We start from the raw sequence: 20,773 nt of genomic DNA, 5'->3' as shown, positions 1-20,773 counted from the left end.
TGTGGCGTCCACACCCGCCGCACGGCCACGGACGAACCTTTTCGGCCGCCGGAAAGGGCGGCGCTCAGCCCGGAAATCTCGCACTTGCCGCCGGTTTAGTCCACCCCGCGAAACGCCATCCCACGGCGTTACGCAAGTCGTCGCGGCCCATCCGTTTCCGCGTACTCTCTATCCTTTCCGTCACCCCGCCGGAGGGCGTGAAGCAGACGGCCCCGCATCAGCGAGGTGGCTGGTGCGGGGCCGTTCCGATGTCATTGCAACCGCGGAATTTCGATTAACGGGTGGATGCGATCACATCCCCCGTGAACCGTTGCAGGGAGATGCGGACGAGGTCGTCCAGCGACGCGTCCGGCGGTTCGGGAGATGCGAGGCGTTCCGCAGCGTCGCGCCAGAACGCCGGCTCCGCGTCAGCCAGGGCACGGGCGGCGCGCCAGAGCATGCGGGAGACGTAGACCTCCTCCGCGACGGTGATGCCCAGGCGGTTCGCGCTCATGTGCGCGTGGCTGGACGCGATGCGCAGCCGCACGTCTGCCGGCGCGTCGCGAAGCGTGGCGCCGAGAACCCGCGGCCCCTCCGCCCAGCGCATCGGGATCTCCGTCGATGCGGCGATGCCGGAGAGCGCCTCCATCTCACCACGCACACGGGCGATGAGTGGCTCCGGACGCCGGTCGAACGCCGCGTCGCCCTCGCTCACGAAGCGCTCCAGCGGGCCCGCCGCGCCACCCGCCGCCCAGCCGATCAGCCGCACCATCTCGGCCGGGTCCGCCGCGAAGCTCCACGCGTGGCGGAGGAGGGAACGCGAAGCTTCCGTCAGACGGCGCGCGGCGGTGGGCTCGCCTTCGTTTAGCCACGCCAGCGCGTCGATGCTGGAGAGGGTGAAGAGCGCGACGGAATCCGCCAGGCGCTCCGGGCCGCCGTACCGCTCCGTCTCGAGCTTCACCGGGCTCTCGACGACGCTGTCGCCGGGCAGCACGAGGTCCGCCATCTCCGCCTCGCCGGGATCGGAGGCGGCGACGCCGCGGTTGCGCTCGCGGATCGTCTCCGGCGCCAGCGGGGCGGGGGATGGGTGGCGCGCGAAGAACTCCGACGCCGCCGCGTGGATGCGCTCGTTCGCCTCCCGCTCGCGGCCGGGGCAGGGCAGCACGCGGAAGCGGACGTGCGGCCCGCCCACGGCGTAGCGGATGAAGAAGAAGCGCGAGATCGCCCCATCGCGCAGCAGCGACGCGGCGAGCGGGCGCACCATCTCCGCGAGGAGCCGGTCGCGGTCGCCGTGGCAGACGAGGTGATACGCTCGCCAGCCGAGGCCCGCGTCCGGCGGCGCCGCTACGCTCACGAAGCCACCGCGGCGACGGGCGAGCCGCGCAGCCACGCGTACAGCACCAGCGGCACGTGCAGCCGCACCATCTGCCCGAGCTGGAGCAGCACGCAGTGGTTCACCTCCCGCAGCACTCCCCATCGTCCGTGCGGCGACTGGGCGCCCTCGCGGAGCGCGTGCTCCACGAGCTCGGTCGCGGAAGACCACGGCGGCCCGTCGGCTTCGACCTCCGCCCACGCCCGCGCAAACGCGTCGCGGTTGCGGTCGCCGACCAGCTCGCGCAAGCGCGAGACGATCGCCTCCGGGTCGGCATCGTACCGTTCGTCCAGCCCCACGAGCAGAGTGGACGCGTGGCGGCGCCAGTAGTCGTCCGCCGCCTCGCCGCTCTCGCGAAGAGCCAGGTCCACGGATGCCGCCCATCGCACGGCCGCGCGCGAGCCCGTGCCGGCGCGCAGATGGCCGATGCTCCACAGCGCCAGGCCGCACATCATCTCCCCCGCCCGGTCGTCCGCCCCGGGCTGCGGCATCGGGCCGAAGGGGTAGCGCGGGGCGGCCTCTTCCGCGAACGCGAAGGTGCCGGGCGCGGCGATGCCCGGTTCCGCGTCGATCGAGCAGAGCCGCTTGCCGCGGCACTCGGCGTGACGCCGCGCCACCTCCTCGTCGCTCAGCGGCTCGGTGGAGGGATGCGTGGCGAGGAAGGCTTCCAGGCGCGCCGAAAACTCCGCCCGTACCTCATCCGCCGCGTCGTCCGCGACGCCGAGGACGACGCCGACGTGCGGGCCGCGCGCGTCGAACGGCTGGAACCAGAAGCGGCGGACGAGGCCGCTGCCCCGCATCTCCTCCACCGCCGGGCCGACGCACTCGGCCAGCAGCCGATCCTGCGCCGCGCGACCGCGAAGGTAGACGTTGAGAGCGAGATGCTTCATGGTGCGAGGGTGCGTGGTGGGCGGCGCGGACGAGCTGCCGTGAGCCGGGATCGCACGCTTCCGGGCGCGCGCGCTTCCCCAGCCGGTGGCATGCCGGAGCTTCACGAGGCGGCACTCCCGGTGTCGGACGCCGGGAGTGCCGGGAGCGTCACAGCTCCTTGCTGTTGGAGCAGGCGGTGAGGGAGCAGATGCCGCCCGCGACCTCCTCCAGCGACTCGTCAGCGAGTGGCTCGACGTCCGCCGCTTCGATCGCCTGCTGGGCCTGCATGTCCTGCGACATGGCGGTCACCTCGGTGTGGGTTTTCCCGGCCGTGCGCCGGGCTCGTCGTGCGGTGGAGCCGCCGGCGTGCGGCCTGTCGAGATGTGCTCGGTGGCCGCGGCCTACGCCGGCTCGACGTACGAGCAGTAGGCCATCGAGCAGCCGTTGCCACCGGCGACCTCTTCCAGCGCCGCGTCGTGAAGCGGCTCGATCTCGGCGTCCGCGACGCCCTGCTCCACCTGTGGATCCTGGGACATGATCGTCTTGCCTCCCGTGAGATTGTCTGCCCGCGTGCGTCTGCCCGCGAGCCACAGCATTTCGGTGACGGCGAGAAGATGCACGGAGCGCGGCGCGCCACCATCCGACGGCGCGGCGTCGTGCCCATCGGGCCGGCTACACCTGCGCCGAGCAGTAGGCCCAGGAGCACATTCCGCCTGCCACCTCTTCGAGCGCGTCGTCCTGGAGCGGCTCGACCTCCGCCTCGTTCACCGCGTCCGAGCGCTGTTCGTCGTTCTGGGGCACTGGAGCCTGCCTCGTTGCGAGTGGAAACGGTTCGCGCCGGTGGTATAAACCGGCGCGGTGTGGACCGAATCGCTATGGACCGCACGCGTCCGATCATCGAAGGGCGGGTGACGTCCACCGGACCGGTCAGCCCTGGTTGGAGCAGTAGGTCAGGGAACAGGGCCCCTTCGCCACCTCTTCGAGCGCTTCTTCGTGGAGCGGCTCGATCTCCGCATCCTCCAACGCGTCGCTGCGCTGTTCTTCCGGCGGCATCACGACCTCCTTCGCTGCAAGGTTGAACCTGTCCGCGTCCGGGCGGCGTCGCCTGCGCGGCCGTGGATTCTGAGCGGGGATCGACGGCCGGCCGCATCGCCCGCCCCGCGAGGACTCGGGCCGATCGCGGCGGTCAGTCCGGGACGTTCGAGCAGTTGACCATCGAGCAGATGCCGCCCGCGACCTCCTCCAGCGACTCGTCGGTGATCGCGTCCACCAGCACTTCGTCCGGCTGCTGCTCCATCTGCGCTTGCTTCGACATGATCTTCCGGCTCTTCGTGAGCTGTTTCCACGTCCGCGGCGGATGTCCGGCAGGGACGCGCGGGTTCGCAGCCTACACCGACACGTTCGAGCACATGGTGAGCGAGCACATGTTGCCGCCCGCGACCTGCTCCAGCGCGTCGTCGTGGAGCGGCTCGACCTCCACGTCGTCCATCGCCTGCTCGGCCTGCTGGTCCTGGGGATTCATGGCGTGCTTTCGATGGAAGGTGGTCCAGTCGCCGCTTGGAAGCGAGCCCGGCGTCCGGGCGAGCGCGCGTGCGGGATCAGGGCGCGTGGATGACCGAGTCAGGGATGCGCAGCACGTCGCGAATCCAGCGGTCTATGTCCTGGCGGCACTGCGTGGGATCCTGGAGGTTCGGCTTCACCGGCCGCTGCTCCGGCGCCGCGGGAAGCGCTTCCAGGAACTCGCGCACGTCCGAGAGCCACACGCTCCTGCCGTCGCGCAGCACGTAGAACGGCTCGCCGCCCGCCCGCATGGCCCGCGCGGCGGAGATGTGGTCCCACATCTCCGCCCAGCGCTGGCGGTTGCGCGAGATGCGCGCGCGGTGCAGCCGCAGCTCCACCGCCTCGTCGGCCAGCACAACCAGGAAGCCGCGCCGGGTGACCGCGTCCACCATGTGCTCGTGGGCACGCGCCATCACGCGGTCGGCCTCGTCGAACTCGGCGAGGCGGTAGTGGTACATCCCCAGCGCGCCCAGGTACCAGCGCTCCATCACCGAGAGGATCGATTCGTCGCCGACGTCCATGGCCGAGAGCTGCTCGCGCGCGTCCTTCAGCATGCGGGCGCCGGTGTCGATCTCGCCCCGGCGCAGGAGCGGCACCGAGCCCATGATCCCCTTCGCCACGCTGTCGAAGCGCCCGTACTGCTCGCGCCAGCGCCGCCCCTCGTCGCCCGACAGCGAGACGAGGTCGAACCAGGGCATGGCGGCGGCTTCGGGCGAGGCTGTCTGCGTCACGGTTCCGCGTGGTTGGAGGAAAGCCGGGGTGCCGGGCGAGGGGGGCAGGCCGCCCCCCCTCGCACGGTCGATACTACTTCTGCACGATCGAGGAGTTCGAGCACCCGCTCCACGAGCAGATGCCGCCGGCCACTTCCTCGAGCGATTCGTCCGAGAGCGGCTGGATGTCATCCTGCTGGTTGGGATCTTGGGCCATGGTGTGCCTCCTAGCTGCCCGAAGGCTTCGTGCTGGTGGTGGTGTTCGAGCAGCTGCTGACCGAGCAGATGCCCCCCGCCACTTCCTCCAGCGACTCGTCCGAGAGCGGCTGGATGTCGTCCTGCTGGTTGGGATCCTGTGCCATGGTGTGCCTCTTCAGTTGGAGTGTGGTCCGCGCCGTCGGGGCCCGGACGGTGGAACGAGATCAGTCGCTGTTCGGGCAGCAGCTCCACCAGCACACTCCGCCGGCCACTTCCTCCAGCGACTCGTCAGGGAGGGACTGGATGCCGGCGGCGTGCTGGTCGAGATGCTGAGCCTTGCCGTCCTCTTAGTCGACCGTAGGTGCGGGCGCGCTGGCGCCGTTCGAGCAGCCGCTCCACGAGCAGACGCCGCCGGCGACTTCCTCGAGCGACTCATCCGAGAGGGGCTGGATGTCGTCCTGCTGGTTGGGATCCTGAGCCATGATGTGCCTCCTTGAGTGGGTGTTCAGGGGTCCGGGCCGGGGCGGCCCGGCGGGGTCGAAGATCAGGCGCTGTTCGAGCAGCCGCTCCACGAGCAGAGGCCGCCGGCGACTTCCTCGAGCGACTCATCCGAGAGGGGCTGGATGTCGGCGTCCTGCTGGTTGGTGTCCTGAGCCATGGTGTGCCTCCATGTGGTGAGGGGGTGTTCCGGGCCGGTGCCGGCCTGGAGACGTTGTGCGAGCTTACAGCGAGGCGCTGTTCGAGCAGCCGCTCCACGAGCAGACGCCGCCGGCGACTTCCTCGAGCGACTCGTCCGAGAGGGGCTGGATCTCGGCGTCCTGCTGGTTGGTGTCCTGAGCCATGGTGTGCCTCCTGGAGGGGTTGTGGCCCGGGCCGGACGGCCCGGGATGGATCACCCGGCGGCGGTGCCGGCGGGGGTGCGCCCAGTGCGGGCGCGGGTACGGCGGAGCGGAGCGGCCTCCGCGCGTTGCGTGCGCCGGCGCAGGGCCAGCGAGTCGACCAAGACTTCCACGGCCCGGCTCCGCCCCGCGGCGTCGCGCGGGAGCATCGCGGGGTCGGGAAGCATCTCTTCGACGGTGATGCGCTCCTCGCCCGTGGCCGCCAGCTCGCGCAGCACGGAAAGGAAGAGCGGCGACGTGAAGTCCACGTAGCGGGGCTTGCGGACGGTGCCGGCCAGGGGGTGCGTCATGGCCTCGCGGACGAAGGCGCGCTCCGGGATGCCCCACCCGGCACGGAGCCGGTTGGCGTCGGCGAAAGCGCGTGCGTCGTCGGTCGCGGCCAGCGCGGCGGCGAGCGGGGCGGCGGGGACGGACCACGCGCGGCGGTGGACGACCAGGTTGCCCAGCGTCGTGCGCGCGCGAATCCGCACCTCCCCTTCCGCGCGCTCGGGAGCGGGCGGAAGGATGGAGCCGCGCTCGCTGGGCCCCAGCGCCATGAGGAAGCGCACCACCGGCGGCATGTACGCCTCGTACGCAAGACCCAGGTGGACCGGCACGAACCTCCGCCCGTCCACACCGCGCAGCGCGATGCGCCCGGCGGGACCGTCGAAGCACACGCGCAGGTCGCCCAGCGGCACGCGGCGGTGCGGCGCTACCCCCGTCCGCTCGCCGGGGAAGGCGAGCACGGCGGGGGTCTGGGGCGCGTGCACGTTCAGCGTGTCGCCCTGCACCGCGAACAGGTCCAGCAGCTCCGCCCGCTCGCCGTCCACGGTGACGGTGCCGCGGGCGCGGAGGTGCGCGGCGTACTCCCGGCGGAGCGCGGCGGGCATGGCGGGGGTGTAGCGGCTCCCGCAGCGGCCGGTGCCCTCGCGCACCGCGTTCAGCCGCCAGAGCGAGCCGTCGCGGCTGGCGGGCTGGAGAAAGAGGCACGCCCCGCCGCCGCCGCCGTCCGTGAGGCCGGACGGCACCGCGCCGATCAGCGACCGCAGCCGGTCCTCGTCCACGCACGCGTCGCCGTCCGGCAGCGTCTCCACGCACCCCGCCAGGCGGTCCATCACCATGGCGCGGCAGGCCCGGAGCGTCTCCACCTCCGGCAGGCCGCGCGGGTTCCACGTCCGTCCGGGGTCGCGTTCCTGGAAACCCGCGGCGCGGAACGCCAGGTACGCCTGCCACAGCGGCTGCGCGGCCGAGAACAGCTCCAGCACGCCCACCTCGCCGCGTCCCGGCCACGTCTCCGCCGCGAAGGCGGCGAGGGCGGCGCGGAAGTCCTGCCGGTCGTCGCAGAGCGCGGCGAGGTCCGCCAGCGGCTCGGCGCTTCGCAGCGCGCGGCGGGCGGCGTCGCCGGAGAGGTGGAAGGCCGGCGCGGTCTCCGCCCCGCCGGGCACGAGCAGGACGTCCTCGTACAGGTCGTAGCGCGCGGTGCCGCGGTAGGCGGTGCCGGCGAAGGACCGGCCGCCCAGCGCCGCGGCCGCACCCCACAGCTCGTCCACCAGGCGCCGCATCTCGCGGAGCGACGCGGCGGGGTCGGATGCCTGCGCGTAGCCCTCCTCCAGCGCCACCAGCCGCTCCAGCCGGGAGATGAACGGCTCCAGCGCGGCGTCGTACGGAAGCGCGCGGAGGGCGTCGCACATCCGCGCCTCCAGGTGCCCGGCCTGCGACGGCCACGGCAGCACCAGCCGCAGCATCCCCAGCTCCGCCAGCCGTTCCAGCTGGCTCGGGGCGGATGCGGCATCTTCCGGTGCGCCTTCGCCCTCGATTCGCGCCACCAGCTCGCCGAACGTGTGGCGGCCCTCGGCCAGGAGCTCCATGGCGCGCCGGACGAGCGGGGCGGCGATGCCCACGCGGACCAGCGCATCGGCGCGGTAGCGCAGCGTGCCGCGGTCGGCCGCTCCCTCCCAGCAGCCCGGCCGCAGCAGCAGTGCGCGCCCCGGCTCCGTGTCCTCGGCCGAGTCGTTCAACACCACGCGCAGGCCGTCGCGGAAGGGAGCGTACCTACAGAGCGCGTCGCTGAGCTGGCCCAGGCGGAAGCGCTTGAGCCGCACCAGCGACCGCGGCTCCGTCTCCCCGCCGGCGATGCGGAGGCCGGCCGCGCCCGCATCTCCATCCGCCGCGCCCACCGACACGGGCGTGAAGGTGGAGAACGGCGAGGTCTTGAGCGCCGCGCGCACCACGTAGCGGAGCAGGGCCGCCTCGCTCTTCGCATCCTTCCGCGCGACGGTGGGCGAGGCGGCGAGCTGCCGGCAGGCGTCGTACAGGTCGGGGCTCGCCAGGGCGAGGCCGCGCATGAACGCGCGGTCCCGCAGCGGCTCGCGCAGGGCGCCCCTCTGGCGGTCGCGCTCCGCTTCGTAGTCGCTGCGGAACGCGGCCCAGGCATCCGCCACGCGGTCTTCCAGCTCGCCCACCTGCCCGGCGAGCGAACCCGCCGCGTCCGCCACCAGCGGCCACTGCGGCGAGCGCCGGTGCCGGGCGATGCCGCGCCCGTTATGGCAGTCGCGGCGCACCGCCAGCAGCAGCCGGCGCAGCTCCAGCGCGGCGCCCGGCACCGCGTCGTGCAGCCGGTCGGCCAGCGCCTCGCGGCACCCGGCCAGCTCCGACTCGAGCGCAGCCAGCGCGTCCGCGGCGCCGCAGAGGGCGGTGGAGAACGCCTCCACCGTCTCCGCGGGCAGCCCGCCGAAGCGCCCGATCACGGGCGCGCGGTTGCGTGCGGTACGCGGCAAGCGCTACGCTCCCGCCACCGCGGCGCCGGCCAGCGCGCGCAGCACGATGTGGTGCAGCATGGACTCGTTCAGCATGTCCACGCCGAGCTGGTTGGCGAGCGAGTGGAAGACCTTGAACAGGGCGGGGAAGACGGGGTCGGCCGTGAAGGGGTCCACGTGGTGCGCGGGGTCGCCGCGGAACCGGGCGACGTACGCCGCCAGCTCCGCCAGCGCGTCGCGCCATCGGGCGAAGGCGCCGACCGCCGGGCCCTCGCTCGCGATGCGCCGGATCTCCGCCGCCGCGGCGCCGCTCGCGTCCGCCCGCAGGTCGAACTTCGCCAGCATCTCGGCGTCGCGCTCGGCGTGGGGCATCATCCAGCGGAGCAGCCAGTCGCGGTGGTACTCGAGGTAGAGGTCGCGCTCGGTTTCTGTCAGAGGCAGGCCGGAGACGCCGGCAGCCAGGCCGCCGCGCAGGGCCTTGAGCCGCCCCGCCTCGGAGATCTCCGGCTCGATGGCGGTGACGGCGATCTCGCCCGCGGCAGCCAGGCAGGCGGTGAAGAGGGAGACGTAGCGGTCGTCCGCCAACAGCTGGGTGTCTGGGCCGAACGAGACGGCGCTGCGGCGGTACGTCGTCCACAGCAGCGTGCGGTCCGGGCGCTCGCCTTCGCCCTCGTCCTCCAGGTCCACCGCGCCGGCGGGTGCCTTGGAGTGCTTCATGGGGCCGTCGCCCTCCGGCGACAGCGAGGCGAAGTGGGCCTCCGCCGCTTCCTCCAAGAGCTCGCGGACGGCGCCCGCCTCCTGCTCGGGCCCGTGCAGCCTCAGCTTGAGATGCGGACCGCGGCGCAGGTAGCGCATGGTCCAGAGCGACCACCGGTCCGCCATGCCCCGCTCGGCCAGGCCATGCCGGAGCGGCACGACCACGCCGCGGACGATCTCGTCCAGGTGGCGTGCGCTGTAGATGTTCGCCGTGACGGTGGGGTCGGGGCTGTGCATCGGGTGCCCAGGTATGCGTTCGAGAGAGACGGCAGAGGAGCCGGGAGCCGCGCGGAGAGAGCGCAAGCCGGATGACCATCCACCTGTTTCTGTGTTTTCTGTCGTCTAAAGGTATGCAGGCTGGGTGCCACTCCCCGTCCAGTGCGTAGGTCTTTGCCGTGTACCGTTTTCGGTTTGTTTAACCTCGCCAGCCGGGCGCTCGTGCCCGAAGCCCGGCTCTATCCGATAGAGTCGCCACTCGGTCCAGCGACCGAGGGCCCATTAGGCGCGGTTGTAGAGATATGTCGGAAGCCATTTCTGCGCCAATATGTGCAACTCCTTGCGGCTACAGGTGGCTCGATCCCGAGCCCGTCTTTCCGGCGGCGTAGCCGTTCCCCCACACGCCACCGCCAGCGTGCGGGCACGACCGGTGCGCCCCGGCAGCCGACGAGCCGGCGACACTTCCTCCGACCCCCTGATGACGATGGATGACCTTTGGACGAGCGACGCGCCGAAAGCGTGGCGGACGGCGCTGGATGCGTATGCCGCTGTGGTCGATGCGCAGGGCGTGAAGCCGCTGCCGGAGCTGGATGCGTGGTATCGCGGCGAGCTGCCGGGCGCGATCGCGGCCCGCGAGCCGGCGCACGTCACGCACGCGGAGCTGGTCCGGCTGACGGAGTGGAAGATGGCGCGCGGAGTGTGGCGGGCGCGAAACCTGGCGCTCGTCCGCGGCAACCCGCCCGGGGCCGTGGTGGACGCGAGCACGGCAGCCCTCGCCGCCGTCCCCGACCCGGCGCGCCCCATCGCCACGCTCGCGAAGCTGGCCGGCGTGGGCCCGGCGACGGCGTCCGCGGTCGCGGCCGCATACGCCCCCCACGCCTACCCGTTCTTCGACGAGCTGGTGGCGGCGCAGGTGCCCGGCCTCGGCGACGTCGCGTTCACCCCCGCGTACTACGCGCGCTACGCCGCCGCGCTGCGCGCCCGCGCAGACCTGCTCGGAAACCACTGGACGCCCGTGATGGTCGAGCGCGCGCTGTGGGCGCACGCCGGCGGTAAGCGCGGAGTGCGCTAGCGGAACGACCAAGCTTAGGCTGGCCCGTGCGGGGACGATCGACAGAGGAGAATCGATGCCCGTCGACGTCCATTAACGAAGCAGAGGTCATGCTGCATCTGCCGTCTAACGGGGCGTGCACCACAATCGCTTCCGCCGCCCGCCACCGAACGGAGGCAACCGTAAAACAAAAGCACCTCCGCGCCCGAAGCCGCGGAGGTGCTTTCGTAGCTCGGTCCGAGGCGTTGCCTACAGCGCGGGGTTGCCGTCCAGGGCGGCGACACGCGCCTAGTGGCTCGCCACGGCCGAGGCGATGGATATCGGGACGAGAACCTCTCTCTGGCGTTGGCGGTCGTGAATTGCCAACGAATGGTGGCCCGGCTCTCGTTGCGTGCCCGGCACCACGCAGCCGTCTCGACGCGGACCTTGTGTTGGGTCGGCAGGCGACGGTCCAGACACTGGCCTCCCAGCACGGAGAACTCGATCTCAGCCATGTTCAGCCAGCTCGCGTGTTTGGGGGTGTAGTGGAACTCCAGCCGCTTCACAATTCGCCGCGCCTCCCCAGGCGAGAACGCCTGGTAGAGTGAGGCCGGTGTGTGCGTATTCAGGTTGTCGAGCACCACCCGGATTGTCTCGGCCTTGGGGAAGTGCACGTCCACCAGGTCCCGCATGCATTCGGCGAAGTCGACCCCAGTGCGCCGGTCGGTGACCTTGACCTCTCGCCAGGCGATGTCGGGGCTGAAGAAGACGAAGAGGTTGCAGGTGCCTTCGCGTCGGTATTCGTAGTCGTACCTTTCGGGCTGCCCGGGGCGCGCCGGCAGAGGGGTGCGGACTTCGGAGACCAGTTGCAGCGGCATCTCGTCGAAGCAGACTCGAGGGCGCTCTGGATCGCTCTCCTCGGCGTAGAGGTCGAGCACGTCCTCCATGCGCCAGATGAACTCCGGCGTGATCTCCGGGATCAGCCACTGCTGGCGCTGCCACGGCTTCGTCTTGCTTTTTTGAGACTCCGCCGCACCGTCTCGTCCGAGATGGCGTCGACGGCTCCCAACGCGACCAGACGATCTGCCAGCATCTGCATGCTCCAGCGCGCATGTCCCTCCGGCACGTCGCTGCAAGCCAGTGCCAGCAGCAGCGCCTCCCCCTTCCCATCCAGCTTCGGCGGAAGTGGCGGGCGAGGCTTCTCCGTCACCGCTTCCTCCAGCCCTTCGGTGACGAACCGCTTGCGGATGCGCTCCACCGTTGCGCTGCCCACGCCAACTCCGGCGGCGATCTGCTCGTCCGTGGCACCTTCGTCGGCCCGCAGAAGCACCAGCGCCCGCTTGATCTGTCGCGCACCTGCCTTGCCACGGCGTGTCAGCCGATGCAGATCGCCACGCTCGGACTCCGTCAACTTCACCACGTACAGCTTTCGCATCGCTCGGCTCCCGGTCTTCTATTTCGAAAGCCCCGCAATACACATCAAATCACGCGTGGTGCCCCACTAGTCCGGGTTGATGCACATGTAATCGAACGACATGCAGATGCTGCAGGTGTAGCAGCTCACCCCCGCACACGAGTTCTGGCCGCACGTCATCTGGTCGTTCATGCTGGTGGTGGGCTTCTCGGCCTGGATCTGCCCGAGCACCGTGCCGTCGCCGCCGGTCGCGTCACCGGTCATGAACGACTCCACGGCGAGCGCGTCCAGCTCGAGCTTCAACTTCTGCATTGGGTTGATCTCCTGCGGATGTGTGCCGCCGGCTGAGCAAACTGGGCCGGCGGGGATGAGGTGGGAGTGGTAAAAATAAGGCTGAAAAAGAGTACGACAAGGGTTCTGTAAACATTTGTCCCCATCGCGCCAATCCTCTCCCGCCCTCGGTGAGACGGATAGAGTTCGGACGACGGGCCGGGCGAGCTGCTGGCAGAACCCCCAGCACCACCGACCTCGCCATCGTGTCCGACCCTGCGCTCCCGATCCCACGCTCGCCAAGCTGGCCGCCTCGGCCCGGCGACGGCATCGGCAGCCGCATATGTGCCCGCACGTCTACCCCTTTTTCGACGAGCTGGTGGCGGCGCAGGTGCCCGGCCTCGCGACGTGGCGTTCACGCCCGCGTACTTCGCACGGTACGCATCCGCGCTCCGCGACCGCGCGGCCCTGCTCGGCGCCTGCTGGACACCCTTGATGGTCCAGCGCGCGCTGTGGGCGAACGCCGGCGGGAAGCGGGACGTGCGGAAGGGCAAAGCAGACGGAATAGAACGCCGGCGTCCGGCGAGAGTCCGAAACCGGCGCTATTCTGCATTGGAAAGACCCCGCGCCTGATGATGAGTCAGGGACGGGGTCTTTCCGCGTCCACCCAAGTCGGCGGAGCGGAGTACGTGGAGAATTCCGGACCCGCCGCCCCTCAATGGAGGAGGCACACGCCGGCGGACGCGCAGGCGCACCTGCCGCGGCGGCGCCTTCCCAACCTGCAACCGCCTCAACCCGCCCCGCCGCCGGCGGACGAAGGCTCCGGAAAGGACCCCCACCATGTCCAATCTGCTGCGCAACATTGCGTTGGTGACCGAGGGTACGAACGCCATCTCGCCGTCGGACCTAACGCGGGTGGCAGCCGCGCTCCAGAAGCAGGCCACCCGCGACTTCGGCCCCGTGTGGGGCGTCACCGCGACCGTAGACGCCTTCACCCGGCTCGAGGACGTGCCGATCGGATACTGGCCCATCATCGTCGGAGACGTGTGCCCCGGCGGCCTCGGGGTGCACCTGGACGACCAGAACCAGCCGTACGCGCTGGTGGAGGTGACCTCCGACTGGACCGTCACCGCCAGCCACGAGGCGCTGGAGATGCTGGCGGACCCGTTCGGCAACCGGCTGGTCGCAGGCGACTCGCCCGATTCGTCCAAGCCGGGCCGCGTCGAGTTCCTTCTGGAGGTGTGCGACCCGTGCGAGGCACCGACGCTGGGATACACGGTCAACGGCGTGCGCGTCTCCGACTTCTACCACCCGCGCTTCTTCGAACCGCCCCAGCAGGCCGGGAACGCGGCCGCGCGCTACGACTTCATGGGACACATCGAGGCGCCGCGCCAGGTGCTTCCGGGCGGCTACCTGAGCTGGCGGACTGGCACCGGCGAGTGGTCCCAGGAGACCTTCTTCTCCGGCAGCGAGCCGGAGTTCGTGTCCATCGGCTTCTTCGACCAGAGCCACGGTAGCCTCCGCGCCTGGATCGACACGCTCAGCAAGCCAGCGCGGCTCGAGGCTCAGAAGGCCCAGCCCGGGTACCCCAACCAGGTGCTGGTGCGGCTCGCGGGCGACCACCACGCCGATGCGAACCTCGCTGACAACGCGTCCAAGGAGCGTGCGGAGCGGCTGCGCGGGATTATCCACAAGATGTGCCAGGACCAACCGTAGGCGCTCGGCGCCGGGCCGGGCACGCCCGATGCACGGCTCGCCACCGTGCAGCGCCGGACCTTTCACAGGGGGACTTACATGCACCAGCGAACCGTCACCGACGATGGCGAAGGGCTTGCGGACGAGCCCGTGCCGGAATCCGATCCGGAGCACGCACCCACTCCACACTCCGGCGAGGCTTCTCGCGCCGAGCCCAACGAGACGGAAGCATCGGGAGCGGGCCTGGGGCATGAGGACCCCGGCGGGCCGAGCTACGTGGAGTTCATCCAGCGGAAGATGCGCGAGCGATAAGGGATCCCGTGACGGCCGTGACGTCCACGCTCGGACGGGCTTCCTGGGCCGCCGCGATGAACGGCGCAGCGAGGGCGAGACAGAGTGTGGCGAGCGGAAGTACGAGCTTCGTTGCGCGCATGTAGGTCCGTATGTTGGGAACGTGGCCTGCGAGAGCGGACGGCGGTGCGCGGGAGCGCGTCCGGTCGGAGAGCGTCAACGACCTGTGGCGTGGAAGAACGGCACACGCCCGGCCACCTGCGCGGTGAGGTCGGCGAAGTCGCGCCCCGCCAGCTCCTCCACCTTCACGCCGAACGACTGCTGGCCGATGGCGCCGCGTAGCGTGAACCGCAGGGTGAGGCCGGCACGTCGCCCAGCCCACACCCAGCGACGGCCCGGCGAAGCGCACGTGCCCGGCCGAGACCTCGTTGGTGGAGCGATGATGCCCGCGGGCAGGTCGGTGTGGTCCAGCGTCAGCACCGCCGGTCATACGTCAGCTCGCCCTGGTAGCTGGAGATGGACAGCGCCGACGGCACCCCGTTTCAGGTACAGCTCCACCTGCGCCGCAGATGCCGTCTGGCTGGCGACCTCCACGGCGGGTACACGCAGGCTTCCAGGCCTGCCGGGAGCCCGTCGTCCGCCGCGGGCGCCGTGGCGTCGCTGCACGCGGCGAGCAGCAGGCAGGCAGACGCCAGCGCCAGGGTTCCGCATCTTCCGTAGCTTTTCACGTGCAAGCGTCACCACTGCAAACCCTTGCCGAGTGATGGCATTCCCGGCGCGTTTGAATGTCGTCCTCGGGCGACGCAGTATGGTGCCCCGAAGATCGACTGTGCGCGAGTTACTGAAGAGGGTCGGCACTGTGTGCAGGTTGCACCAAGAGCCGGACTGTAGAGAGACGATGTAGCACGCGGTGTATCGATCCGAAGCAAAAACGACGAAGGCCCTGCACCGTGAGTCGATGCAGGGCCCCTCACCGTAATGGTTTCGGTGGACTCTAATCCTACTTGACCCGGCTCCCCGGGGGGCACGCCTTCACGCCTGCGGGGTGGTCGCCTGCGTGGGGGTGCGCGGCGGCTTGGGCGCCGGCGGCGCAAGGAACTCGCGCAGGTGGCGCAGGTTGAGAGTGGAGAAGGAACGCTCGACGTAGTAGCGCTGGCCCGCGAGCCGCACCCGCACGATCCGCGCGGCGGCGATGCGCTCCAGGAGGGTGCGGAACACGGGGTACCGCGCCTGCTCGCGGTCGCCGCGCACGCCCGACCGGGCGCGGTGCCCGGAGCTTCCGGCGCCGCGGAGGGCCACGCGCTGGCTGTCCACCAGCAACACGAGCGTCTCCCCGGCCGGCACGCGAAGCGGGTGGCCGCTGGTGCGGTAGTCGACCACCAGCGCGTATCGCGCCGTGTCGCCGCGGGTCCGGGAGGACTCGGCATCCAGCGCCAGCCAGTCGTGACCGGTGCCTTCGCCCGCCAGGACGTTGGCGCGCATCTGCCGGGTCTCCGTCTGCTCGAAGTCGTCGCGCCACTCCGCCACGCGGTATCGAGGCACGCAGGCGGAGAGGACGAGGGGGAGCAGGGCGGCCAGGATTCTTCTCATGCGCGTGGGACCAGTGATCGGGGGGAGCAGCCCGCCGGCAGGAATGCGGTGGCGTCGGTCGGAAAATACCCGCGCCACGCGTTTTCCGGGAGCCCGCGGCGCGCAGGCGCCGTCCTCGCGCGGGTGGGGTGGGCAAGGCCGTTCACGCGGTGCTAACACGCTGCGGTACCATGGCGTAGCACCGCGGCCGTGGGCGTGGGCGGCGATTGCCACCCGCGGCGGCTTTGGATACCTTTGGCGGTCTTTCCTCACGCCGTGCGAGCCGCAGGCGGAAGGTCTCCCCGTGCGACCGCCGTCCACTTCGCAGCGTCCGTCTGGCAGCGCGCCGGACTGGCGTCCCCATCTCCTCGCCTCCCGAACCTTCGTGTCGTCCGCATCGTCGCACCCTCCCCTGCCCACTGCCTACATGGTCGAGTGGGGCGTCATCCCCATCGTCGAGGCGGGGTGCGTGCGCGTGCTGGCGGCGGGGGAGCCGGACCCGCAGGTGATGGACGACCTGCGCTGGGCGTTTGGTGCCGAGCCCACGGTGGAGCGCATCCCGGCGGAGGAGCTGGCGAACGCGCTCGCCCGGCTGGAGCAAGGCGCGGACGAGACGGCCGCGGACCTGATCGCCTCGCTCGGCGAGCCGGGCGACGGCGCGGGAGACGATGCCGGGGAGGGAGACTTGGCGGCGCGGATCCAGGAGGCACCGGTCATCCGCCTGGTCAACCTGATCCTGCGCGAGGCGCTGGAGGCGCGCGCCAGCGACGTGCACCTGGAGACGGGCCGCGGCGGGCTGGAGGTCCGCTACCGCGTGGACGGCGTGCTGGTCGCCGCGCCGTCGCCGCCCCCGGCGCTGGCGTCCGCCGTGATCGGCCGGCTCAAGGTGATGGGTGAGATGGACGTGGCGGAGCGGAGACGTCCGCAGGACGGCCGCGTCCGCCTCCGTGTGGAGGGCCGCGCGGTGGACGTGCGCCTCAGCACGCTGCCCACGCTGCACGGCGAGAGCATGGTGCTGCGCCTGCTGGAGAACGAGGGCGGACGCCAGCACGACCTCTCCCACCTGGGGATGGACGCGGCGACGCGAAAGCAGTTCGACGAGCTGCTGGCGCGCCCGCACGGGGTCATCCTCGCCACGGGGCCCACGGGCAGCGGGAAGACGACCACGCTGTACGCCGCGCTGGAGATGATCCGCACGGGCCGCGAGAAGGTGGTCACGGTGGAGGACCCGGTCGAGTACGCGCTGGCCGGCGTCGCCCAGGTGCCCGTGAACCGCAAGGCGGGCGTGACGTTCGCCGTCGCGCTGCGGTCCATCCTGCGCCAGGACCCGGACGTGATCCTGGTGGGCGAGATGCGCGACGCCGAGACGGCGGAGATCTGCGTGCAGGCCGCGCTCACCGGCCACCTCGTCCTCTCCACCCTGCACACCAACGACGCCCCTGGCGCGCTGATCCGCCTCGTGGACCTGAGCGTGGAGCCGTACCTGGTGGCCAGCACGGTGGATGGGGTGCTCGCCCAGCGCCTGGTGCGCACCGTCTGCCCGGAGTGCGCGGAAGAGGTGGCGCCGCCCGCCTGGGCCGCGGCGGAGATGGCGGCGGCCGGCTTCCCCGCGTCGCGCATCCGCCGCGGGCGGGGCTGCGCGCTCTGCCGCGGCTCCGGCTACCGCGGCCGCACGGGCATCTACGAGCTGCTTCGCGTGGACGATGCGGTGCGCTCCGAGCTGCTGCGCCGCCAGGGCGCGGGGTCTATCCGCCGCGCCGCCGTGGAAGGCGGCATGCGGCCGCTGCGCGACGACGGCTGGCGGCAGGTGGCCGCCGGCGTCACCACCCCCGAAGAAGTGCTGCGGGTCGCGCAGGCGTGACCGCATCTCCCCTCATCATCCAGCACGCGTCATGGAACAGCGAAACCGCCGGGCGGGCTTCACGCTCATCGAGATCATGGTGGTCATCATCATCCTGGGCGCCCTGGCCGCGCTCGTGGCGCCCAACGTGTTCCGGCACGTCGGCGCCTCGAAGGTGACGACGGCCAAGTCGCAGGTGGAGATGCTGGGCGCCGCGCTCGACGCGTACCGGCTGGACAACGACGTCTATCCCACCACCGAGCAGGGGCTGGCCGCCCTGCGCACCGCGCCCACGGGCGAGCCGCGCCCGCGCGACTGGCGCGGCCCGTACCTGCGCAAGGACGTGCCGAACGACCCCTGGGGCAACCCGTACGTGTATCGCAGCCCGGGGACGGAGAGCGATGGGGGATACGAGGTGGTGAGCCTGGGCCGCGACGGGCGGCCCGGCGGCGAGGGCGAGGACGCCGACGTGCAGAGCTGGAAGTAAGGTGCCCACCTTCAGCTACGAGGCGGCCACGCGCACCGGGCAGACGGTGCGCGGGACCGAGGACGCTGCCAGCGAGGGCGCGCTGGAGCGCTCGCTCTCGCGGCGCGGCCTGTACTCGCTGAAGGTGCAGCCCGCCGCGAGCGGCCAGGCCCGGGAGCGTGGCGGCGGCTGGGTCTCGCGCCGGGCCGACGTGACGGAGGCGGTCGCCACGCTGGCCGCGCTGCTGGACGCCGGCCTGCCGCTGGAGCGCGCCCTGGATGTCGCCGCGCGCGGCGCCGGGCGGCCGGACGTGGTGAAGGCACTGGACGAGGTGCGGCGCGCGGTGCGCGGCGGCGGCCGGATCGCGGAAGCAGTGGCGGCGCAGGGCACGCTCTTTCCCGAGGTCGCGGCGGGGCTGCTGGGCGCGGCCGAGCGCGGCGGCCACCTGGCCGAGGCGATGGCGCGCCTGGCCGAGCAGATGGAGCGCGAGGGCGCCCTGCGCTCCCGCGTCGTCTCCGCGCTTACCTACCCGTTGCTGCTCGCGAGCGTCGGCACCGTCGCCGTCGTGGTGCTGCTCGCGTACGTGCTGCCCAAGTTCGTGGACCTGCTGGCGGATGCGGGCGCGGACCTGCCCGCGTCGACGGCGATCCTGATCGGCGCGTCACGGCTGTTCACGCGCTTCTGGCCCGTGCTCGTCACGTCGATCGTGGCGTGCGTGGCGGCGTGGCGCACGGTGCGGCGGCCGGGTGCCTGGCGGGAGAGGTCGGACGCGTGGCTGCTGCGCCTGCCGCTCGTGGGCGCGCTGCGGGCCCGGTACGCGTCCGCCCAGGTGGCGCGGACGCTCGGCACGCTCACCGCGGGCGGCGTCCCGCTGCTCCAGGCCCTCGACGTGGCCGTGAGCTCCACGCGGGACGAGGCCGTGGCCGCCGACCTCCGCGCCGCCCAGTCCGCCGTGCGCCGCGGCGAGCCGCTCTCGGCCGCGATGGCGCGGGGGCGGGGCTTTCCCCACGTCTTCACCCGCCTCGTGCAGGTGGGCGAGGAGACGGGCGAGCTGGACTCGCTGCTCCTCCGCGCCGCCACGCAGATGGAGGCGGAGCTGGAGCGCCGGCTGGGTCGGTTCGTCGCCCTGCTGGAGCCCGCGCTGATCCTGCTCTTCGGCCTGCTCGTGGGCGGCGTCGCGCTCTCGCTCCTGCAGGCCATCTACGGCATCCACGCAGATGGCTTCTGACGTGCGGGCCACGCATCAGCCGATCCTCTCGGGTTTACCTCGTTCGGGAGATGCACGGCCTCTCGCCAGGGCGTCGGCAGCGTGGTCAACGGATGCCCCGCATCGCCCGCCTGGCTTCACGCTCATCGAGCTGGCCGTCGTGCTCGTGGTGATGGGTATCGCGCTCGCCGTCGCCGTGCCCGCGCTGCCGCGGCCGAAGTCGGGCGCCGACCGGGCAGTGGACGACGTCGTGCGCCTGCTCGGCCAGGCGCGCGGCAAAGCGACGCAGAGCGGGTCGGAAGTCGCGCTGAGGATCGATCTGGAGACTGGCCGCTTCAGTGAGACGACGCGCCGCACGGCCGAGGCGGACGACTCGCTGCTGATGGAGGGTGCGGTCGCGGACTGGTCTGCCGCGCGGTTCCGTTCGGCCGACGGCCGGGCGGTGCTCGTTGCGCGCTTCGACCCGCTGGGCGGTGCGGCGCCCGCGGTGCTGGCGTGGGAATCGGGAGATGGGCGGGCGGGCGAGATCCGCGTGGACGCCTGGACGGGGAGGGTGGACGTTGCGCGCCGCTGACCGCCGGGGCTTCACGCTCATCGAGGCCGTGGTGGCGCTCGCGCTCGCCGGGATGCTCGTGGCCGCCGCGCTGGGCGTGGCCGCGGCGGACGTCCGCGCCAGCCGCCGCGCCGCCTCGGTCCAGGAAGCGTCCTCGCTCGCCGACGAGCTCATAGCGCGCACGGACCTGGCGCCGCCCGAGCAGTTCGCGCTCTGGGCCGACACGGCGGACGGGCATTTCGACGCTCCGCTGGACCGTTACTCGTGGCGCATCGCCGCGCGTCCGGTCCCCGGCGAGGAGGACCTGTTCGACGTCCACGTTCAGGTTCTGTGGCGCGATGGAAGCGTGGCCGCCGACACGCGCGTCGTCCCGCGGCGCACCATCCCGCTCCGCATCGGCCCGTGACGATGCGACCGATGGCCCCGCAAGGCGATGCGTGGTTGGCGAGACGGTGGATTCCGTCTGCCGATTCGCGTGCCGGCGTCCGCTTGGACTGCGCTGCGTTTCCCTCGTCAACCGGTGTCGTCCGGGGCCGCGGCGGGTTCACGCTGATGGAGGTGCTCGTGTCGCTGACGCTGGCTGGCATCGTCGCGCTTCTCCTGCACCGCGGGCTGGGCGAGCTGGGCGCAATGGAGGCTCGCGCCGCCGCCCGCCGGGAGCAGGCCGCCCACGCCGCCGCCGTGCGGCGCGAGATCGCGGGCTGGCTGCGGGGCGCGTACGTGGAGCCGCTCACCATGGGGATGAGCTTCGAGGGCAGCCGCGGAGAGGGGCAGCGGGGCTCGGACAGGCTGCGCTTCCACACCACGACGTCGGCGTGGCCGCGCGGCGCGCCCGCCACGGTGGACCTGCGGGTGGAGCCCGGCGCCGGGCTGGTCGCCTCGGTAGATGAGGGAGCGCCCACGTCGCCGGAGGCCGGCGACCGCTCCGCATCTCCCGGCGCGGCGCAGCGGGTGGAGGTGCTGGAGCCCGCCGCGGAAGGGCTGGACGTCCGCTACCGCATCAGCGCGGGCGGGGACGTGCGGTGGGTCACCAGCTTCCTCTCCGCCGCCGGCGTCCCGGACGCGGTGGAGCTCCGCATCCGTGGCGCTGGCGTCCCGCCTCTCCTGCAGGAGCCGGTGGTCGTCGTGCTCTCGGGCTCCTGA

The 20,773-nt window shown here is 71.9% G+C and carries 26 protein-coding genes and 1 pseudogene; 9 read left to right on the top strand and 18 right to left on the bottom strand.

The genetic code is table 11. From position 1 onward, the window contains the following. Window positions 1-274: 274 nt before the first annotated feature. The 14 genes from VFE05_12775 to VFE05_12710 all read right to left on the bottom strand — a co-directional run bounded on the left by VFE05_12775 (window position 275) and on the right by VFE05_12710 (window position 9,316). Window positions 275-1,333: a lantibiotic dehydratase C-terminal domain-containing protein gene (locus VFE05_12775; GenBank protein HET6230938.1), complete on the bottom strand. Its 1,059-nt coding sequence runs from the start codon at window positions 1,331-1,333 to the stop codon at window positions 275-277. Next, complete coding sequence (locus VFE05_12770) at window positions 1,330-2,241, bottom strand: lantibiotic dehydratase C-terminal domain-containing protein (protein ID HET6230937.1); 912 nt, start codon at window positions 2,239-2,241, stop codon at window positions 1,330-1,332. Before VFE05_12770 ends, VFE05_12775 begins: the two co-directional genes overlap by 4 nt. Window positions 2,242-2,389: 148 nt before the next feature. Beyond that, the gene (locus VFE05_12765; protein HET6230936.1) at window positions 2,390-2,521 is read right to left on the bottom strand and encodes a hypothetical protein; all 132 of its coding nucleotides are present in this window, start codon (window positions 2,519-2,521) and stop codon (window positions 2,390-2,392) included. A gap of 101 nt (window positions 2,522-2,622) precedes the next feature. Beyond that, window positions 2,623-2,757 (bottom strand): hypothetical protein, encoded by a 135-nt coding sequence (locus VFE05_12760; protein ID HET6230935.1) that lies wholly within the window; start codon window positions 2,755-2,757, stop codon window positions 2,623-2,625. Between the two features lie 136 nt (window positions 2,758-2,893). Then, window positions 2,894-3,022, bottom strand: a complete 129-nt coding sequence (locus tag VFE05_12755; GenBank protein ID HET6230934.1) for a hypothetical protein — start codon at window positions 3,020-3,022, stop codon at window positions 2,894-2,896. 126 nt (window positions 3,023-3,148) lie between these two features. Further along, the gene (locus VFE05_12750) at window positions 3,149-3,274 is read right to left on the bottom strand and encodes a hypothetical protein (GenBank protein ID HET6230933.1); all 126 of its coding nucleotides are present in this window, start codon (window positions 3,272-3,274) and stop codon (window positions 3,149-3,151) included. Between the two features lie 133 nt (window positions 3,275-3,407). Continuing rightward, entirely contained in the window at window positions 3,408-3,536 is a 129-nt protein-coding gene (locus VFE05_12745; GenBank protein HET6230932.1) for a hypothetical protein, read from the bottom strand. Window positions 3,537-3,608: 72 nt separating this feature from the next. Then, a complete protein-coding gene (locus tag VFE05_12740) occupies window positions 3,609-3,743 on the bottom strand; it encodes a hypothetical protein (protein ID HET6230931.1) in 135 nt (44 codons plus the stop codon). Between the two features lie 76 nt (window positions 3,744-3,819). Further along, on the bottom strand, window positions 3,820-4,512 hold the full coding sequence (locus tag VFE05_12735) for a hypothetical protein (protein ID HET6230930.1): 693 nt from the start codon (window positions 4,510-4,512) through the stop codon (window positions 3,820-3,822). A gap of 73 nt (window positions 4,513-4,585) precedes the next feature. After that, window positions 4,586-4,708: a hypothetical protein gene (locus VFE05_12730; GenBank protein ID HET6230929.1), complete on the bottom strand. Its 123-nt coding sequence runs from the start codon at window positions 4,706-4,708 to the stop codon at window positions 4,586-4,588. 10 nt (window positions 4,709-4,718) lie between these two features. Beyond that, the gene (locus VFE05_12725; protein ID HET6230928.1) at window positions 4,719-4,853 is read right to left on the bottom strand and encodes a hypothetical protein; all 135 of its coding nucleotides are present in this window, start codon (window positions 4,851-4,853) and stop codon (window positions 4,719-4,721) included. Between the two features lie 183 nt (window positions 4,854-5,036). Continuing rightward, window positions 5,037-5,171: a hypothetical protein gene (locus VFE05_12720; GenBank protein HET6230927.1), complete on the bottom strand. Its 135-nt coding sequence runs from the start codon at window positions 5,169-5,171 to the stop codon at window positions 5,037-5,039. 410 nt (window positions 5,172-5,581) lie between these two features. Further along, window positions 5,582-8,344, bottom strand: coding sequence for a lantibiotic dehydratase (locus VFE05_12715; GenBank protein ID HET6230926.1), 2,763 nt, complete (start codon window positions 8,342-8,344; stop codon window positions 5,582-5,584). A 3-nt stretch (window positions 8,345-8,347) separates the two neighbouring features. Further along, window positions 8,348-9,316 (bottom strand): lantibiotic dehydratase C-terminal domain-containing protein, encoded by a 969-nt coding sequence (locus tag VFE05_12710; GenBank protein HET6230925.1) that lies wholly within the window; start codon window positions 9,314-9,316, stop codon window positions 8,348-8,350. Window positions 9,317-9,773: 457 nt separating this feature from the next. On the opposite strand from VFE05_12710, the gene VFE05_12705 reads away from it, so the two are divergent. After that, the gene (locus tag VFE05_12705) at window positions 9,774-10,367 is read left to right on the top strand and encodes a hypothetical protein (protein ID HET6230924.1); all 594 of its coding nucleotides are present in this window, start codon (window positions 9,774-9,776) and stop codon (window positions 10,365-10,367) included. Window positions 10,368-10,660: 293 nt separating this feature from the next. Here the strand turns inward: VFE05_12705 and VFE05_12700 are convergent. Next, window positions 10,661-11,760: pseudogene (locus VFE05_12700) on the bottom strand (IS630 family transposase). A 66-nt stretch (window positions 11,761-11,826) separates the two neighbouring features. Next, complete coding sequence (locus tag VFE05_12695) at window positions 11,827-12,051, bottom strand: hypothetical protein (GenBank protein ID HET6230923.1); 225 nt, start codon at window positions 12,049-12,051, stop codon at window positions 11,827-11,829. Window positions 12,052-12,849: 798 nt separating this feature from the next. Here VFE05_12695 and VFE05_12690 point away from each other — a divergent pair. Together VFE05_12690 and VFE05_12685 are read left to right on the top strand one after the other, a co-directional pair. Beyond that, a complete protein-coding gene (locus tag VFE05_12690) occupies window positions 12,850-13,725 on the top strand; it encodes a hypothetical protein (GenBank protein HET6230922.1) in 876 nt (291 codons plus the stop codon). A gap of 78 nt (window positions 13,726-13,803) precedes the next feature. Continuing rightward, window positions 13,804-14,016 carry a hypothetical protein gene (locus VFE05_12685; GenBank protein ID HET6230921.1) on the top strand — a complete coding sequence of 71 codons (213 nt, stop codon included), beginning with the start codon at window positions 13,804-13,806 and terminating at the stop codon, window positions 14,014-14,016. A 195-nt stretch (window positions 14,017-14,211) separates the two neighbouring features. Here the strand turns inward: VFE05_12685 and VFE05_12680 are convergent, their stop codons facing one another. Together VFE05_12680 and VFE05_12675 are read right to left on the bottom strand one after the other, a co-directional pair. Beyond that, window positions 14,212-14,475: a hypothetical protein gene (locus tag VFE05_12680; GenBank protein HET6230920.1), complete on the bottom strand. Its 264-nt coding sequence runs from the start codon at window positions 14,473-14,475 to the stop codon at window positions 14,212-14,214. Between the two features lie 552 nt (window positions 14,476-15,027). Next, window positions 15,028-15,585, bottom strand: coding sequence for a hypothetical protein (locus VFE05_12675; protein ID HET6230919.1), 558 nt, complete (start codon window positions 15,583-15,585; stop codon window positions 15,028-15,030). A gap of 364 nt (window positions 15,586-15,949) precedes the next feature. Between VFE05_12675 and VFE05_12670 the strand changes: the two genes are divergently transcribed. From VFE05_12670 to VFE05_12645, 6 genes are read left to right on the top strand one after another with little or no spacing between them, the layout of a single operon-like run. Next, window positions 15,950-17,425 (top strand): GspE/PulE family protein, encoded by a 1,476-nt coding sequence (locus tag VFE05_12670; protein HET6230918.1) that lies wholly within the window; start codon window positions 15,950-15,952, stop codon window positions 17,423-17,425. Window positions 17,426-17,456: 31 nt separating this feature from the next. Further along, complete coding sequence (gspG, locus tag VFE05_12665; GenBank protein ID HET6230917.1) at window positions 17,457-17,891, top strand: type II secretion system major pseudopilin GspG; 435 nt, start codon at window positions 17,457-17,459, stop codon at window positions 17,889-17,891. 1 nt (window position 17,892) lies between these two features. Then, the gene (locus VFE05_12660) at window positions 17,893-19,098 is read left to right on the top strand and encodes a type II secretion system F family protein (protein HET6230916.1); all 1,206 of its coding nucleotides are present in this window, start codon (window positions 17,893-17,895) and stop codon (window positions 19,096-19,098) included. Next, window positions 19,088-19,651: a prepilin-type N-terminal cleavage/methylation domain-containing protein gene (locus VFE05_12655; protein ID HET6230915.1), complete on the top strand. Its 564-nt coding sequence runs from the start codon at window positions 19,088-19,090 to the stop codon at window positions 19,649-19,651. The genes VFE05_12660 and VFE05_12655 overlap by 11 nt, the downstream gene beginning before the upstream one ends. Further along, window positions 19,638-20,036 carry a prepilin-type N-terminal cleavage/methylation domain-containing protein gene (locus VFE05_12650; protein ID HET6230914.1) on the top strand — a complete coding sequence of 133 codons (399 nt, stop codon included), beginning with the start codon at window positions 19,638-19,640 and terminating at the stop codon, window positions 20,034-20,036. The genes VFE05_12655 and VFE05_12650 overlap by 14 nt, the downstream gene beginning before the upstream one ends. 2 nt (window positions 20,037-20,038) lie before the next feature. Then, window positions 20,039-20,773 carry a prepilin-type N-terminal cleavage/methylation domain-containing protein gene (locus VFE05_12645; GenBank protein HET6230913.1) on the top strand — a complete coding sequence of 245 codons (735 nt, stop codon included), beginning with the start codon at window positions 20,039-20,041 and terminating at the stop codon, window positions 20,771-20,773.

The organism is Longimicrobiaceae bacterium (assembly GCA_035696245.1).
GTDB lineage: Bacteria > Gemmatimonadota > Gemmatimonadetes > Longimicrobiales > Longimicrobiaceae > DASRQW01.
This window is presented reverse-complemented; position numbering and strand designations above follow the sequence as displayed.